At 73.8% G+C, this 15,293-nt stretch carries 12 protein-coding genes and 7 tRNA genes; 17 read left to right on the top strand and 2 right to left on the bottom strand.

Annotated elements, in window-relative coordinates; genetic code table 11:
- Window positions 1-14: 14 nt before the first annotated feature.
- The 3 genes from GA0070621_RS07600 to GA0070621_RS07610 are packed head-to-tail and all read left to right on the top strand — an operon-like array spanning window position 15 to window position 5,561.
- Window positions 15-3,047, top strand: a complete 3,033-nt coding sequence (locus GA0070621_RS07600) for a multicopper oxidase domain-containing protein (RefSeq protein WP_091192630.1) — start codon at window positions 15-17, stop codon at window positions 3,045-3,047.
- Window positions 3,048-3,105: 58 nt separating this feature from the next.
- Window positions 3,106-3,573 (top strand): hypothetical protein, encoded by a 468-nt coding sequence (locus GA0070621_RS07605; protein ID WP_091192631.1) that lies wholly within the window; start codon window positions 3,106-3,108, stop codon window positions 3,571-3,573.
- Window positions 3,574-3,578: 5 nt separating this feature from the next.
- Window positions 3,579-5,561 carry a copper resistance CopC family protein gene (locus GA0070621_RS07610; RefSeq protein ID WP_091192632.1) on the top strand — a complete coding sequence of 661 codons (1,983 nt, stop codon included), beginning with the start codon at window positions 3,579-3,581 and terminating at the stop codon, window positions 5,559-5,561.
- On the opposite strand, the gene GA0070621_RS07615 is transcribed toward GA0070621_RS07610, so the two are convergent.
- A complete protein-coding gene (locus GA0070621_RS07615) occupies window positions 5,477-6,496 on the bottom strand; it encodes a LacI family DNA-binding transcriptional regulator (protein WP_091192633.1) in 1,020 nt (339 codons plus the stop codon). The genes GA0070621_RS07610 and GA0070621_RS07615 overlap by 85 nt on opposite strands.
- A 311-nt stretch (window positions 6,497-6,807) precedes the next feature.
- Here GA0070621_RS07615 and GA0070621_RS07620 point away from each other — a divergent pair, with 311 nt between their 5' ends.
- The 4 genes from GA0070621_RS07620 to GA0070621_RS07635 all read left to right on the top strand — a co-directional run bounded on the left by GA0070621_RS07620 (window position 6,808) and on the right by GA0070621_RS07635 (window position 10,454).
- Entirely contained in the window at window positions 6,808-7,773 is a 966-nt protein-coding gene (locus GA0070621_RS07620; protein WP_091192635.1) for an acetylxylan esterase, read from the top strand.
- Between the two features lie 65 nt (window positions 7,774-7,838).
- On the top strand, window positions 7,839-8,726 hold the full coding sequence (locus tag GA0070621_RS07625; protein WP_091192636.1) for a M15 family metallopeptidase: 888 nt from the start codon (window positions 7,839-7,841) through the stop codon (window positions 8,724-8,726).
- A 76-nt stretch (window positions 8,727-8,802) separates the two neighbouring features.
- A complete protein-coding gene (locus GA0070621_RS07630) occupies window positions 8,803-9,309 on the top strand; it encodes a DinB family protein (protein WP_091192638.1) in 507 nt (168 codons plus the stop codon).
- Window positions 9,310-9,413: 104 nt separating this feature from the next.
- Window positions 9,414-10,454, top strand: a complete 1,041-nt coding sequence (locus GA0070621_RS07635; protein WP_091192639.1) for an alcohol dehydrogenase catalytic domain-containing protein — start codon at window positions 9,414-9,416, stop codon at window positions 10,452-10,454.
- An 84-nt stretch (window positions 10,455-10,538) separates the two neighbouring features.
- Here the strand turns inward: GA0070621_RS07635 and GA0070621_RS07640 are convergent, their stop codons facing one another.
- The gene (locus GA0070621_RS07640) at window positions 10,539-11,318 is read right to left on the bottom strand and encodes an alpha/beta hydrolase (protein ID WP_091192641.1); all 780 of its coding nucleotides are present in this window, start codon (window positions 11,316-11,318) and stop codon (window positions 10,539-10,541) included.
- Window positions 11,319-11,488: 170 nt separating this feature from the next.
- Between GA0070621_RS07640 and GA0070621_RS07645 the strand changes: the two genes are divergently transcribed.
- The 10 genes from GA0070621_RS07645 to GA0070621_RS07695 all read left to right on the top strand — a co-directional run bounded on the left by GA0070621_RS07645 (window position 11,489) and on the right by GA0070621_RS07695 (window position 15,249).
- Window positions 11,489-11,881: a hypothetical protein gene (locus tag GA0070621_RS07645; RefSeq protein ID WP_091192642.1), complete on the top strand. Its 393-nt coding sequence runs from the start codon at window positions 11,489-11,491 to the stop codon at window positions 11,879-11,881.
- A gap of 119 nt (window positions 11,882-12,000) precedes the next feature.
- The gene (locus GA0070621_RS07650; RefSeq protein ID WP_231920990.1) at window positions 12,001-12,531 is read left to right on the top strand and encodes a GNAT family N-acetyltransferase; all 531 of its coding nucleotides are present in this window, start codon (window positions 12,001-12,003) and stop codon (window positions 12,529-12,531) included.
- 557 nt (window positions 12,532-13,088) lie between these two features.
- Window positions 13,089-13,160, top strand: a tRNA-Trp gene (locus tag GA0070621_RS07655).
- Between the two features lie 207 nt (window positions 13,161-13,367).
- A tRNA-Glu gene (locus GA0070621_RS07660) sits at window positions 13,368-13,440 on the top strand.
- 25 nt (window positions 13,441-13,465) lie between these two features.
- A tRNA-Gly gene (locus GA0070621_RS07665) sits at window positions 13,466-13,539 on the top strand.
- A gap of 30 nt (window positions 13,540-13,569) precedes the next feature.
- Entirely contained in the window at window positions 13,570-14,769 is a 1,200-nt protein-coding gene (locus GA0070621_RS07670; protein WP_091192644.1) for an RtcB family protein, read from the top strand.
- A 39-nt stretch (window positions 14,770-14,808) separates the two neighbouring features.
- Window positions 14,809-14,881: transfer RNA gene (locus GA0070621_RS07675), tRNA-Arg, on the top strand.
- A gap of 24 nt (window positions 14,882-14,905) precedes the next feature.
- Window positions 14,906-14,978, top strand: a tRNA-Gln gene (locus GA0070621_RS07680).
- A gap of 112 nt (window positions 14,979-15,090) precedes the next feature.
- Window positions 15,091-15,166 (top strand) — tRNA-Arg (locus GA0070621_RS07690).
- A 12-nt stretch (window positions 15,167-15,178) separates the two neighbouring features.
- Window positions 15,179-15,249, top strand: a tRNA-Cys gene (locus GA0070621_RS07695).
- The last annotated feature ends 44 nt before the right edge of the window (window positions 15,250-15,293 follow it).

Below are 15,293 nucleotides of genomic sequence, written 5' to 3' on the forward strand. Positions count from 1 at the left end.
AGGGGAGGGCGACGATGACACCGATCCGTACGCCTCGGCTGGTCGCCGGGCTCGCGGCGGCGCTGCTGGCGCTCGGCCCGGCCCCAGCGGTTGCCGCACCACGGGACGCCGCCGGATCCGTCCGGGGATCGACCGCGCTCGCGGTCGCCGCCGGATCCGCCGGGCTCGCGGCGGCACCCACCGGCCGGGCGCCGGCGACCCTCGCCGGGCCGCCCGGACCGCCGCAGGGCACGTTGCCGCAGACCGGCTGCCAGCTCGCCGCCGGCACCGCGACCTGTGAGCTGTGGGCCAAGCCCGGTTCGGTGGTGCTGCCCGGCGCCGCCGCCCCGGTGCCGATCTGGGGTTTCGCCTCGACCGACGCCGCCCCGGCAACCCTGCCCGGCCCGGTGCTCGTGGTCGACCAGGGCGACCGGGTGACCATCACCGTGCACAACGGACTCACCGACAACCTGTCGCTGGCGTTCCCGGCGGTCACCGGGCTCGCCCCGGACCGCACCGGCGCCACCCCCGGCGGCACCCGCGCCTACACCTTCACCGCGGCCCGCCCCGGCACCTACCTCTACGAGGCCGGCCATACCGGGTACGGGGCCCGACAGGTCGCCATGGGCCTGGTCGGCGCGCTGGTGGTCCGCGCCCCGGCGGTCGGCGGGCGGCCCAGCGCGTACGGGGACACCGCCTCGATCTACGACGACGAGGCGGTGCTGGTGCTCACCGAGGTCGACCCGGCCTTCAACGCCGCCCCGCGCACCTACGACCTGCGCGCGTACGCCCCGAAGTACCGCCTGATCAACGGCAAGGCGTTTCCGGAGACCGCCGTGGTCGCCACCGACGTCGGCCGCACGGTGCTGCTGCGCTATGTCGCCGCCGGGCTGCAACCGCACCCGATGACCCTGCTCGGGCTGGACCAGGCGGTGGTCGGTCAGGACGCCCGGCCGGCCGCGTACCCCGAGGCGGCGGTGACCCTGCCGTTGCAACCCGGACAGGCGGTCGACGCCGTGGTCGGCGTGCCGGCGGGGCCGGACGGTCGGCGCTTCGCGCTGCTCGAGTCCGGCGGGCAGCTCAACAACGCCGGCCAGCGCTACGGCAGCACGGTCAACGGGGTCAGCCCGCAGCAGGCCTTCGGCGGCATGCTGACCTTCCTGGACACCAACCCGCCGCCGGCCAGCGGTGACCGTGTCGGCCCGACCTCGGCGAACGTCCGGGTCGCACCGAACCCGGCCAGCGTGCTGAACACGATCACCGTCACCGCCGACTTCAGCGACGCCCGCAACGGCAACTCGGTGGTGGACCGGGCCGAGGCGGTCGTCGACGACCTGCGGGTCGCCGAGGGCACCGGCATCCCGTTCGCCGCCGCCGGCTTCGGCGCCGGGCCGACCGTGACCGGGGCCACCGCGGTCCTCCCCGGCGAGCTGCTCGGCACCCTCACCCAGGGCAGGCACACCGTCTGGGTACGCGGCCACGACGCGGCCGGCAACTGGGGCGTGGTCGGCAGCGCCACGCTGAACCTCGCGGTCACCGGCGCGGTCACCACCGGTGTGACCCTCAGCCCGAACCCGACCGGCGGCACCGGCGGCATCGCGATCTCCGCCACCGGCGACGACCGTGGCCTGGGCGGCACGGTCACCGACGCGGAGTACTTCGTGGACGCCACCGGGCCCAGCGGCACCGGCACCCCGCTCACCCTGGCCAACCCGGGCACGGCGGTCAGCGCCGAGTCCGGCAGCATCCCGGCGTTGGTCGCCGCCGCCCTGGCCGAGGGCCGGCACACGGTGCTGACGCACACCAGGGACTCGTTCGGCTTCTGGGGTCCGTACGCGAGCGTGGACCTGGTGGTGGACCGGACCGTGCCGACCCTGCTCTCGGCGGCGGTGGACCCCGCCGTCACCGACGGCCGTACCGGCTCGACGTCCGATCCGACCTGTCTGCGGATCAACGCGGCGTTCACCGACCCGCCCGGGGGCGGGGTGCACTCGACGATCGCCGGCGCGGAGGGCTTCCTCGACGTCGGCGGGGCGGACGGCACCGGGTTCACCTTCCTGGCCCTGGACGGATCGTTCAACAGCGCCACCGAGAACACCTACGGGCTGCTGCCGCTGAGCGAGCTGACCGGGATCGCCGACGGCACCCACCGGGTACTGGTGCACGCCCGCGACTCGGCGGGGAACTGGGGTCCGCTGGCCGCGGTCACCTTCGTCCTGGACCGGACCGGGCCGGTGGTCACCGCGGTCACCGCGACCCCGAACCCGACCGCCCGGGCGGCGGTGCTCGCCCTGACCGCCACCGCCACCGACGTCTCGGCGGTCACCGACGCCGAGTGGTACGAGGGCACCGACCCCGGCGTCGGCCATGGCCACCCGATGACGGTCAGCGGCAGCGCCGTCTCCGGCACGATCGCCCTCAACGGGTTCAGCAGGGGCAACCACACGCTGTGGGTTCGGGCCCGGGACGCGCTGGGCCACTGGGGTACGGCCGGCGCGGTGACGGTCAACGTCGACCCGCCCGACGCGATCTTCTCCGACGGGTTCAGCAACGGCACGAGCGCCTGGTCGCAGGTGTTCGGCACGGTGTCGGTCAGCTCCGGCCAACTGGTCGCCGGCACGGTCGGCTACGTCCTGGACGACACCCCGGCCGCCGAGCGCACGATGCACACCAAGGCCGACGTCACCCTCGGCACGTTCAACCCGCAGACCGCCGTGGTCACCGTCCACCAGCTGCGCAACGCCTCCGGCAACCCCCTCGCCGTGGTGCAGTATCAGCGCGGCAACGGCGTCAACCAGTTCCGGCTCGGGCTGCTGCGTCCGGCGGGGTGGGCGTACACCCCGTGGGCGAACGCGAACGGCGGGACGATCCGGCTGGACTGGACGTCGGCCACCGCGGGCTCCGCCACCCTCAAGGTCGGCACGGTCACGGTCGGCACCCTGACCGGCGACACCAGCGGCTACACGGTGGAGTCGGCGACGCTGGGCATGGTCGCCCGTACCGCCACCACCACCAGCGGGTCGCTGAGCTTCGACAACTACGCCTCCACCCGCTACACCGCACCCTGAGCCGCTCCGTGGGGGCCGGGCGCGTGCCCGGCCCCCACCGTCCCCGAGGAGTCCGACGATGGTCGCGATCCCGTTCCGCATCCCGCGTCCCCGCCTCGGCCGGGTGGTGCTCCCGCTGCTCGTGCTGGCGCTGGTCACGGTGTCGATCGTCCGCTTCGGCGGTCACGCCGAAGCCCGGCAGGGCTACGCCGTACCGCACGACGGGCAACTGGAGGCCGCCCTGGGCATCCGCTTCACCCAGGCCGCCGTGGTCGGTGACGGCGGCCTGGTCGAACTGCGCTACGTGGTGCTGGACACCCAGAAGGCGTCCGCCTTCCAGAACGACACGAAGCACCCGCCCCGGCTGCGCAACGAGCGCTCGGGCAAGCTGGCCTGGCGGGCGGCGCTGATGAAGCAGGGCCACGAGCTGCGCCCCGGCCAGAGCTACTACCTGCTCTACCTGAACAACGACAGCGCCATCAAGCGCGGCGACAAGATCGAGATCACCTCGGGCCAGCGCCGCCTGGCCCACGTACCGGTGCGGTGAGCGGTATGCGCCGACCGGGCCGTCTCCTCGCCGCCCTCACCGTGGCGGGCCTGACCGTGCTGCTCGGACCCACCCCGGCGCAGGCGCACGCGTACCTGTTGCGCAGCGCGCCGAGCGACGGCGCGGTGCTCGATCGGGCGCCCGAGACGCTCGTTCTCGCCTTCACCGAGCACGTGGAGCTGTCCGCCGCCCGGATCACCCTGGTCGACGGCGACGGCCGGCACTGGGCGGTCAACGGGCTGGCGCTGCGCGGCGAGGACGGCGGACCAGCCGCCCCGGACGCCGGCAGCGAGGAGCCCGTCACCCTGGTCGCCGGCCTGCCGGCGCTTCCGCCGAACACCTACCACGTGTCCTGGCGGACCCTCTCCTCCGACGACCTGCACACCACCAGCGGCACCCTGGTCTTCGGAGTGGGCCGGCCGGTCACCGCCGCGGGCCCCGCCGGCCCCGTCGGTCCCGGCCCCCGGGAGACCGCCTTCCGGGCGCTCGGCCTCGCCGGCCTCGCCGTCCTGCTCGGCGGCGCCGCGCTGGCCCTGCTGACCGGGACCGGCGTCCGCCGCCCCGACCCCACGACCGCCGCGCTCCGCCGGCGGCTGCACACCGTTGCCGGGTACGCGGGCGCGCTCGCCCTGGTCGCCACGCCGCTGCAACTGGCCGTACAGCTCTCCGGGGCGGGCGGCGTGCGGTCGGGGCTCCTGGCCGACCAGCTCACCAGCGGTCGTTGGCTGCTCCGTGAGGTCGGCACGGCGCTGGTGTTCGTGGTCGTGCTCCGGGCCGCGTACCGGCTCCGGCCCGAGGTGACCGGATCGGCCGGTCCGTCGGGCGACGCCGGCCGGTCGGGAGCCGGCCCGGTGGCCGTCGCCGTCGGCGTGGCGGGTGCGCTCGCCGCCGCCGCGGGCACCGCCCTGCTCGGCCATCCGATGGGCGGCCCGCTGCGTACCGCACTGGTCGGCGGCGTCCACGTGCTGGCGGCCGGCGGCTGGGCCGGCGCGGTCGTGGCCGCCGTACTCGCCCTCCTGCCCTCGGCCCGGCAGGCAGCCGACCGGGCCGCCCAGCTGAGTGCACTGCTGCGCGCCTTCGCCCCGCTCGCCGCCGGCTGCCTCACCGTGCTGGTGCTCACCGGGCTGCTGCTCACCGGTCCGCAGGTGGCGACCGTCGACGCCCTGCTCGGCTCCCCGTACGGACTGCTGCTACTCGCCAAGGTCGCCACGGTCGGGGCGGCGGGACTGCTGGGTCTGCGGACCGCCCGACGGCTGCGGCACGGCGACCTGCCCCGGCGGGGCCTGCGCGCCGAGGCGGGGCTGCTCGTGGCCGTCCTCGGACTGGCCGGGGCGCTGGCCGCCGCCGGACCCGGTCGGGGCCCCGGGTTTCCGGTGGCCGACGCCGGGCGGGCCGTGCCCCAGGTCAGCGGGCAGGTCGCCGACCTCGTCGACACGGTGGCCGTACGCCCCAACCGGCCGGGCCGCAACATCGTCTCCGTCGGCGTCGAGGACACCCGCCGCCCGGCCCCCGGGCCGGTCACCGGAGTGTCGCTGCTGCTCACCGGCCCGAACGGGGAGCGGGCGGTGCACCCGGTCACCCGGACCGGCGACGGCTGGGTGGTGGCGGTCGACGACATCCGTGCCCCGGGCCGGTGGCAGGTCGGGGTGACCGTGCTCCGCGACGGCCTGCCCCCGGTGACCGACACCCACCCCTGGCTGGTGCCGGCCGGCGACACGACCGTCACCCCCGTACGCGTCTCCGTGGCCCCGCTGCGACCGGTGCTGGACCGGACCGCGGTGCTGGGCACACTGGTCGCGGTGGCCGTGGCGGCCGTCGCCGGAACGCAGTGGTGGCGCCGGCGCCGGACCGGCGTCGGGCCGACCGCGGAGCTGCCCGGCCCGGGCGCTGCCGAGCCGGACGGCTACTGGGGGCGAGCGGCGGAGCTGTCCCGGACCACGAGTTCGGTGGCCAGCTCGACCCGGGGCGCCTCGATCTCCTCGCCCTGACCGAGGCGCAGCACCGTGCGGGCGGCGAGCCGGCCCATCTCGACCAGCGGCTGCCGCACGGTGGTCAGCGGCGGCGACGCCCACCGGGCCTCCGGCAGGTCGTCGAAGCCCACCACGCTCACGTCGTCGGCGACCCGCAGCCCCCGGCGGCGGACGGCCTCGTACACCCCGAAGGCCATCTGGTCGCTGGCCGCGAAGATCGCGGTGGGCGGGTCGTCGAGGCCGAGCAGGGCGGACCCGGCCGCGAAGCCCGAGGCGTGGTAGAAGTCGCCGGCCTGCACCAGCCGCTCGTCCAGCGGCGCGCCGGCCGCCTCTAGGGCCGCCCGGTAGCCGTCCAGCCGGGCCCGACTGCACAGCAGGTGCGTGGGTCCCGCCACGAAGCCGATCCGGCGGTGCCCGAGCCCGAGTAGGTGTTCGGTGGCGGCGAGGCCGCCCGCCCAGTTGGTCGCGCCGATGCTGGGCACGTCCGTGGCGGGTACGCCGGCCGGGTCGACCACCACGACGGGCACGTTGAGGCGGCGCAGTTGGGCGTGCACCGGCGGACTCAGGTGGGAGGTCACGACGATGACGCCGTCGGAGGCGCGGGCCTGGAGGTTCTGCAACCACTGCCGGGTCGAGGTGGAGTGGCTGTGGATCGCCGAGACGACGGTGCCGACCCCGGCGGCGTGGCCGATGTCCTCCACGCCGCGGATGATCTCCACGGCCCACGGGCTGTCCAGGTCGTTGAAGACCAGGTCGAGCAGGTCGGCCCGGCGCACGGTACGGCTGCCGCGGCGGCGGTAGCCGTGGTGGCGTAGCAGTTCCTCGACCCGTTCCCGGGTGCCGGGGGCGACGTCCGAGCGTCCGTTGAGCACCCGGGAGACCGTGGGCACGGAGACACCGGCTTCCTGCGCGATCGCGGTGATGGTCACCCTGCGCTCGTCGTCCGCGCTCACTCGTGTCTCCTTCACCGGCCGGAATTGCCCGAAACCCTGCCGCCGAAGCCGCGTAACCACCTGCCCGGGCCCGCGCTCATCTTGCCGTACCACAGGGGGTTGACGACAAGTCGGGGCCGTTCTAGCGTTCCTCCAAGTTCCGGAAACCTACCGGAAATTCACCAGGCGCCTTTCGCCGACGACGGCGCGGCGTCAACGGCCGGGGCGGAGGAAAGTGACCGACGCCGTGGCCGTGGACACCGACCGTACCCCGATCTGGCCCGCCGGTCGCACCCCGACCTCACCCTGACCCCGGCGCGCTGAGGAGGCCCATGCACACCGACCTGCCCGAGGCGGAGCTTCGCGGCTACCGCAGCGACGTACGGGAGCCGGAGGACTTCGACCGGTTCTGGGCCGACACCGTCGCGGAGGCCCGCGCGTCCGGCGGATCCGTCGAGGTGACCCCGCTGACCACCCCGCTGACCACGGTCGACGTCTGCGACGTCACCTTCCCCGGCTACGCCGGGCAGCCGGTGAAGGCGTGGTTGCGGGTCCCGCGCGGCGTCGAGGGCCCACTTCCCACGGTGGTCCAGTACGTCGGCTACGGCGGTGGCCGGGGGCACCCGCTGGAGAATCTGCTCTGGGCCTCCGCCGGCTTCGCCCACCTGCACATGGACACCCGTGGCCAGGGTTCCGGCTGGAGCCGGGGCGACACCCCCGACCCGGCCGCGGCCGGCCCGGAGGCGCCGGGCGTGGCGACCCGGGGCATCGAGGACCCGCGTCGCTACTACTACCGGCGGCTGTTCACCGACGCGGTCCGGGCCGTGGACACCGCGCGGAGCCTCCCGGTGGTGGACTCGTCCCGGGTGGCGGTCCTGGGGCAGAGCCAGGGTGGTGGCACCGCCCTGGCTGTCGCGGCCCTGGTGCCGGACCTGGCGGCCGTCGTGGCGTACGTGCCGTTCCTCTGTGACATCCCACGGGCGATCGTGGTCACCGACGCCCATCCCTACCGGGAGATCCGGGACTATCTCGCCGTGCACCGCGACCGGGAGGAGCAGGTGCTGCGCACCCTCGGCTACGTCGACGGGGTCGCCTTCGCCCGGCGGGCCACCGTCCCCGCCCGCTTCTCCGTCGCGTTGATGGACGAGATCGTGCCCCCGTCGACGGTCTACGCCGCGGTCAACGCGTACGCGGGGGAGAAGGAGCTGGCGGTGTGGCGGTACAACGGCCACGAGGCGGGCGCCATCGACGACGACGCGATGGCCCTGGCCTTCCTCCGGCAGACCCTCGGCCGCTGACCGTCCGTCGGGCCGTCGCCGCGTTGCCGGTCCGGCGGCCCGCCGATGCTGGTAGACACGGCAGGATGGGAACCGGCAGAGGAACGGCGGCCCGCGCGGCGGCGCTGGCCGTCGCGGCCGTCGCGCTCGCCGCCGGGTGCGAGCGGCCCGCGCCGCGCCCGGTGCCGACCCCCCAGCCGTCACCCTCCGTGCCGCCGTCACCGTCCGTGTCGCTGTCACCGTCCGCGTCACCGTCGGCCACACCGACCGGCCCCCGCGCCCCCGCCGACTTCGTCGACATCACCGACGTCGACCCGAGCATCCGCACCGACATCCGGTACGCCAGCGCGCACAACTTCGTCGGCCGTCCGATCACCGGTTACCCGGAACCGCGCTGCCTGCTCACCCGTCGGGCGGCGGAGGCGCTGCACCGGGCGCAGACCGCCGCCCTCGCCCAGGGCCGCAGCCTCAAGGCGTACGACTGCTACCGCCCGCAGCGGGCGGTGAACGAGTTCGTCGCCTGGGCCAAGCTTCCCGGCGAGCAGCGGATGAAGGGCGAGTTCTATCCCGACCTGCCCAAGGACCGGCTCTTCGCCGACGGGTACATCGGCGCGCCCACCGCGCACAGCCGGGGCAGCACCCTCGACCTCACCCTGGTCCCGGTGCCGACCCCGGCGCAGCCCGGGTACGTGCCCGGACAGCCGCTGGTCGCCTGCACCGCGCCCGTCGGGCGCCGCTTCCCGGACAACTCGGTCGACATGGGCACCGGGTTCGACTGCTTCGACCCGCGCGCCCACACCGCCGACGCCCGGATCACCGGGACGGCCCGGGACGACCGGGCGCTGCTCGAACGACTGATGACCGCGCAGGGGTTCGAGAACTATCCCCAGGAGTGGTGGCACTACCGCTACGTCGACGAGCCGTACCCGGACACCTACTTCGACTTCCCGGTGGCCCGGTCCTCGTTGCGGTGACCGCTGCCCTAGGCTCCGCGGGGATCTCTGCCAACCGCGACGAGCGGGCCGGGCCGGCCCGCGTGGAAGGACCCCTGTGGAGACCGAACGGATCGGACCGCCGCTGCTGGCCGGGGAGCGGGAGACGCTGCGCGCCTTCCTCGACTACCACCGCGCCACCCTGGCCATGAAGTGCGCGGGCCTCACCGACGAGGAGCTGCGCCGCCAGTCGTCGCCGCCGTCGACGCTGTCCCTGCTCGGCCTGGTCCGGCACCTGGCCGAGGTGGAGCGGACCTGGTTCCGCCGGGTCATCAACGGCGAGGACATCCCGCTGGTCTGGTCCGACACCGGCGACTTCCAGCAGGCGTACGACGCGAGCACGGCCAGCCGGTCGGCGGCGTTCGACGCGTGGCAGCGGGAGGTCGAGCACGCCCGGCGCATCGAGCGCGAGGCCGAGTCGTTGGACGTGACCGGTCATCAGGCCCGGTGGGGCGAGGACGTCTCGCTGCGCCTGGTGATGCTGCACATGATGCACGAGTACGCCCGGCACAACGGGCACGCCGACTTCCTCCGCGAGGCCATCGACGGCACCGTCGGCGCCTGATCCGCCGGCCGGGACCTCGGTCCCGGCCGGCGGGCCCTCCGGCCCTGCCCGCCGCCCACCCACCTGGAGAAGCGTGGGAGGTGACAACGGCGTTAGGAGGAGCCATGAAGGCACTCGTGTACGGCGGGCCGGGTGAGAAGGCCTGGTCCGAGATCCCGGATCCCGCCATCGCCGACCCCCGCGACGCGATCGTCCGGGTCGACGCGGTCACCATCTGCGGGACCGACCTGCACATCCTCGGCGGCGACGTGCCCGAGGTCGAGGCCGGCCGGGTGCTCGGCCACGAGGCGGTCGGCACGGTCGTCGCGGTCGGCGGCGGCGTCGCCAACCTCAAGGAGGGCGACCGGGTCCTCGCCTCCTGCATCTCCGCGTGCGGCGTCTGCCGCTACTGCCGCGAGGGCGTCTACGGCCAGTGTCTCGGCGGGGGCGGCTGGATCCTCGGCCACACCGTCGACGGCGTCCAGGCCGAGTACGCCCGCATCCCGTTCGCGGACCTGTCCACGTACCGGCTGCCCGAGTCGGTCGCCGACGAGGCCGCCGTGCTGCTGGCCGACATCCTGCCCACCTCGTACGAGGTCGGCGTGCTCAACGGCCGGGTACGGCCCGGCGACACCGTCGTGGTGGTCGGCGCCGGCCCGATCGGGCTGGCCGCCATCCAGACCGCCCGGCTCTACTCGCCGGCCCACGTCGTGGCCATCGACAAGGCGCAGAGCCGGCTCGACGCGGCCAAGCTGTTCGGCGCGGACCTGACCGTGCTCGCCGACGACGACCCGCTCGAACTGGTCCGCCTGGTCACCGGCGGGCTCGGCGCCGACGTGGTGATGGAGGCGGTCGGCATCCCGGCCACCTTCGAACTCTGCACCACCCTGGTACGCCCCGGCGGCCGGGTCGCCAACATCGGCGTGCACGGCAGCCCGGCCACGCTGCACCTGGAGCGGTTGTGGATCCGCGACGTCACCATCACCACCGGACTGGTCGACACCCGGACCACGCCGACGCTGCTGAACATGCTGGTCGCGGGCCAGCTCGACACCGCGCACATGGTGACCCACCGGTTCGCGCTCGACCAGATCGTCGAGGCGTACGACGTCTTCTCCCGGCCGGCCGAGACCGGTGCCCTCAAGGTCGTGCTGAACCGCGCCTGAGGGGAGGCGTCCCGGCGGGTCCGTGCCTGACCGCCACCGCTGTGCCTCCGGCTCCCTCCCGGAGGCACGGCGGTCCGCTCACCCTCAGCCGTCGCGGCGCAGCGGCAGCCAGGCCAGCACGTCCTGGATCTTGGCGTCCCAGTACGCCCAGTCGTGGTCGCCGGGGGAGAAGTCCACGGTGACCGGCACCCCGCGGCGGCGGGCGGTGTCGACGAAGCGCAGGTTGTCCTCGTACAGGAAGTCCTCGGTGCCGCAGGCGACGTAGAGCGCCGGCAGATCCTCACCGGCGTGGTCGAGCAGCGCCACCGTGTCGTCGTCGGTGCCGGACACCTCCCGGTCACCCCACACGGTGTGCCACACCGCCGGGTTCACCGGGCTGGTCGGATGGTCCCGCCGACGGGTGACGTCGAGCGCGCCGGAGAGGCTGGCCGCCGCGGCGAACCGGCCCGGTTCGCGCAGCGCCCACCTCATCGCCCCGTAGCCGCCCATCGACAGGCCGGCGACGAAGGTGTCCTCCCGGCGCGCGGAGAGTCGGAAGAACGAGCCGCAGACCTCGGGCAGTTCCTCGTTGAGGAAGGTCCAGTACCGGTTGCCGTGCGTCTCGTCGGTGTAGAAACTCCGCCCGGCCTGCGGCATCACCACCGCCAGCCCGAGCGGGGCGACGTACCGTTCGATCGAGGTACGCCGGGTCCAGATGGTGTCGTCGTCGCTCAGGCCGTGCAACAGGTAGAGCACCGGCGGGTCGCCGACGGTGGCATGGCCCGCCACGCCGATCCCGGCCGCCGCCCGTTCCGGCAGCAGCACGGTCATCGACGTGCCCATGCCGAGTGCTTCGGAGAAGAAGTCACAACGGATCCGCGCCATGGGCCCGGATCGTACCGGCCCCGGCGTCAACCGATGCGCTCCGACAGTGGCCGAATCGGCTGTTCCTATTGCCGTGGGCAGCCGGGAGGGACAGGATGACCAGGCGTGCTGGAAACCTCCCCGTAACCTGCGCGCTGCTGGTCTCTGTCACAAGGAAGTGGGAGTCAGTCATGAGTGACGTGTCGAGCGCCCTGGGTGTGCGTCTCTACCCGGATCTGGTCGAGCGGGGCGGTCTGGCCCCCGCGCTCGTCGAGACGGCCGCCCGGCACCAGCTCGACCTCGGCCAGGTGACCGCCCCCGAGCAGGGGCGGGCCCGGTTCACCGGTGCCGAGCTGAGTTCCGACCGGGGCGTCGTCTGCGTCGGGCTCGGCTCCCAGGCCCGCTATTTCATGATCGATCTGCGGGTGTCGGGCGAGGTCCAGGCCCGCGGTGACGCCACCGACCTGCTCCAGGTGGCGCAGGTGGCCGACGCCTGGCGGGCCGGCACGACGCTGGCCGAGCTGACCGCGCAGTTCCGCTTCATGGAGGAGATGAAGCGCCACCCGGTCGCCCAGGCCAGCTAGGAGGCTGGGCCAGTAACGGGTGCTTCGCTGATGGGCGTCGGTCGGACCGCAGGCGCCTGGACGGTGTCTCTGCCGTGAATACGACCATGGCCGGCAGCGGGCCAGCCGGGCTTGCCATCTTGGACGCGACGGAGCTGACCTCCGACCCGGACCTTGGGGCCCGGTTGACGGAGTCAGCCCATCGGATCCTGGCGGACCTGGTCCGCGGCGGCGCCGCGCTCGGCTGGATCGAACCACCCGCACGCCCTGACGTGGCGGAACTTCTCGGCCACGTCCTCCGTGCGGTGCGGAACGGGGATGGCTCCCTGCGCGCCGCATACCTTGACCGTCGGCTCGTCGGGCTCGGGTACTGGCTGCGCTATGCCCGACCGACTCACCGGCCGCACGCCGACCTGGAGAAGATCGCGGTGGACACCGCCGCCCATGGGCGCGGTATCGGTCGGGCGCTGACCGCTGCCTTGGTCGCTGACGCCAGGCGGGCGGGTATCGAGGTCCTCACCCTGGACGCCCGTGGCGACAACAGCAACGCCCTGCACCTCTACCGGTCGCTGGGCTTCACCGAATACGGCCGCCTGGCTGATTTCGTCGCCGTCGGCCAGCGCCGCTACGACAAGGTCTTCTACATGCTGGACTTCCGTCGACAGAGCTGACCCCACTACCGGCCGGTCCGCGCCCCGCCCGCTACCGCCGGGATCCGACAGCCTGGGTCGTCGGACCGTACGGACGCGAGGCACAGCTATTGGGGGGCCGGCGCCCTCGCGGTCGCGCGGCCGATTGACGACCCGTTCGATGCTGCGGTGCTGTCCGCGGCACTGCGGCAGGGAGTCGAGGCGGTACCTGCCCCCCATGCCACCCTCACCGATCACGTCACCGCGGCCGTCGCCGTCACCTGGCCGGCCTGCGCGACGGCACCGGCTGACGCCCGCGTTTGAATATTCATTGCGGTGCCCCGGCGGCGCCTCTACCTTGAGTGGGCAACGTCAACCGGTTCCACACACCCAGGGAGCACACCGTGTCGCAGCAGAACCGCACCCAGGCCGAGCGGCCCACGCCGCGCGGCGGTGCCCTGCTGCCGGAAGGCACACTGGGTCTCTGCCGACGGCAGCGGTGGCAACCGGGGTGGTGGCGCGACTAGCGCCGGCGCGACACACGCGCAGCCGCCCGCCCCGCGACCAGGGACCGGGCGGCTTTTTCGTCACCGGGTCCGAGGGGCGTAGCTCAACGGAAGAGCACCGGACTCCAAACCCGACGGTTGCAGGTTCGAATCCTGTCGCCCCTGCTCCACCCGTCTCGGCCGCCGGCCGGCGGCGTCGCTTCTTCTCAACTCCACAGTGGACGGCATGAGCACGATCCCGACCGGCGCCCGCGCGTCGGCCGGGCATCCGGGACGAGGGAGCTGGCTGACCCGCTCGCCTTGGGCGCGAGAGACACGCGGTTCGATTCCGCGGTCCCGGACTCTGTGGGACGGCAACCCCGCCGTTCCCCTGGGCCGTTGGAGCAATTGGCAGCTCACCCGGTTCTCACCCGGGAGGCTACGGGTTCGAGTCCCGTACGGCCTACGCCGGTCCCGCCCCGGGGCCGCTCGCGGTTGTAGCGCAGTCTGGCAGCGCGTCACCCCGCCACGGTGAAGATCGCCGGTTCGAATCCGGCCAGCCGCTCGGACATCATCACAGACCAAGGAGACGACGATGGGTTTCACCCCGCTGGCCGGTACCCGGGCGCCGGTCCGGGTCTGGACCGACCCGTACGCCATCGAGGAGCAGGCGGCCCGGCAGCTGCGCAACATCGGTGCGCTGCCCTGGGTGCAGGGGGTCGCCGTCATGCCGGACGTGCACTTCGGCAAGGGCGCCACCGTCGGCTCGGTCATCGCGATGCGGCAGGCCGTCTCGCCGGCCGCGGTCGGCGTCGACATCGGCTGCGGCATGTCGGCGGTACGCACCTCGCTCACCGCGGCCGACCTGCCCGACGACCTCGCCGGGCTGCGTACGGCGATCGAGGCGGCCATCCCGGTCGGCTTCGCCATGCGCGACGACGCGGTCGACCCGCGCCGGATCCGTGGCCTGGAGCAGCGCGGCTGGGACGACTTCTGGCGGCGCTTCGCCACCCTCGACCGGAAGGTGGCGCAGCTGGAGACCCGGGCCCAGCGCCAGCTCGGCACCCTCGGTGGCGGCAACCACTTCATCGAGGTCTGCCTGGAGCGCGGCGGTCCCGACGACGGCCGGGTCTGGCTGATGCTGCACTCCGGCTCCCGCAACATCGGCAAGGAACTGGCCGAGCGGCACATGGCGGTGGCCCGTGGCCTGCCGCACAACGTCGACCTGCCCGACCGGGACCTCGCGGTGTTCCTCGCCGGCACCCCGGAGATGGACGCCTATCGCCGCGACCTCTGGTGGGCGCAGGAGTACGCACGCCGCAACCGGGCCGTCATGCTCGCCCTGCTCTGCGGGGTGGTGCGCGACGAGTTCCCGCACGTGACCTACGACGAGCCGATCAGCTGCCACCACAACTACGTGGCGGAGGAGACGTACGACGGGGTGGAGGTGCTGGTGACCCGCAAGGGCGCCATCCGGGCCGGCCGGGGCGACCTGGGCATCATCCCGGGGTCGATGGGCACCGGGTCGTACATCGTGCGCGGCAGGGGCAACCCGGACGCGTACTGCTCGGCCTCGCACGGGGCCGGGCGGCGGATGTCGCGCGGGCAGGCGAAGCGGACGTACAGCACCGCGGACCTGGCCCAGCAGACGGCCGGCGTGGAGTGCCGCAAGGATGCCGGGGTGGTGGACGAGATCCCCGGCGCGTACAAGGACATCACCCAGGTGATGGCGCAGCAGGAGGACCTGGTCGAGGTGGTGGCGCACCTCAAGCAGGTGGTCTGCGTGAAGGGTTGAAGACGATCGGCGCCCGACGGGGGTGGGCGCCGGTCGCCCGCCCCGGTGGCGCAGCGGAGAGCGCGCCGGTCTACGAAACCGGAGAGCCCAGGTTCGAATCCTGGTCGGGGCACGGTCCGCCGCTCGGCGGTCGCCATGCGAGCTGGTGCAACTGGCAGCACATCCGTCTCTGGAACGGAAAGTTGGAGGTTCGAGTCCTCCGCTCGCAGCACGGAGCCCTCGTAGCCCAACTGGCAGGAGGCAGCGGCATGAGGTGCCGCGCAGTGCGCGTTCGAATCGCGCCCCGGGTACGTACGGCGGGGATCGCCGCCCCCCGCCCATGCCCCCGTGGCGCAGCGGAGAGCGCATCAGGTTCCGAACCTGAAAGTCGCTGGTTCGAATCCAGCCGGGGGCGCCACCGCCATCACCCGACCGAGTGCCCGAGGGGCCAGGGAACGGTCCGCAAAACCGTGTACGCGGGTTCGAATCCCGCCTCGGTCTCGATCTGCCGTCCACTGCGGGGTTGACCGCCGCCCGGGTGCCCG

The organism is Micromonospora narathiwatensis (assembly GCF_900089605.1).
GTDB classification, from domain to species: Bacteria; Actinomycetota; Actinomycetes; order Mycobacteriales; family Micromonosporaceae; genus Micromonospora; species Micromonospora narathiwatensis.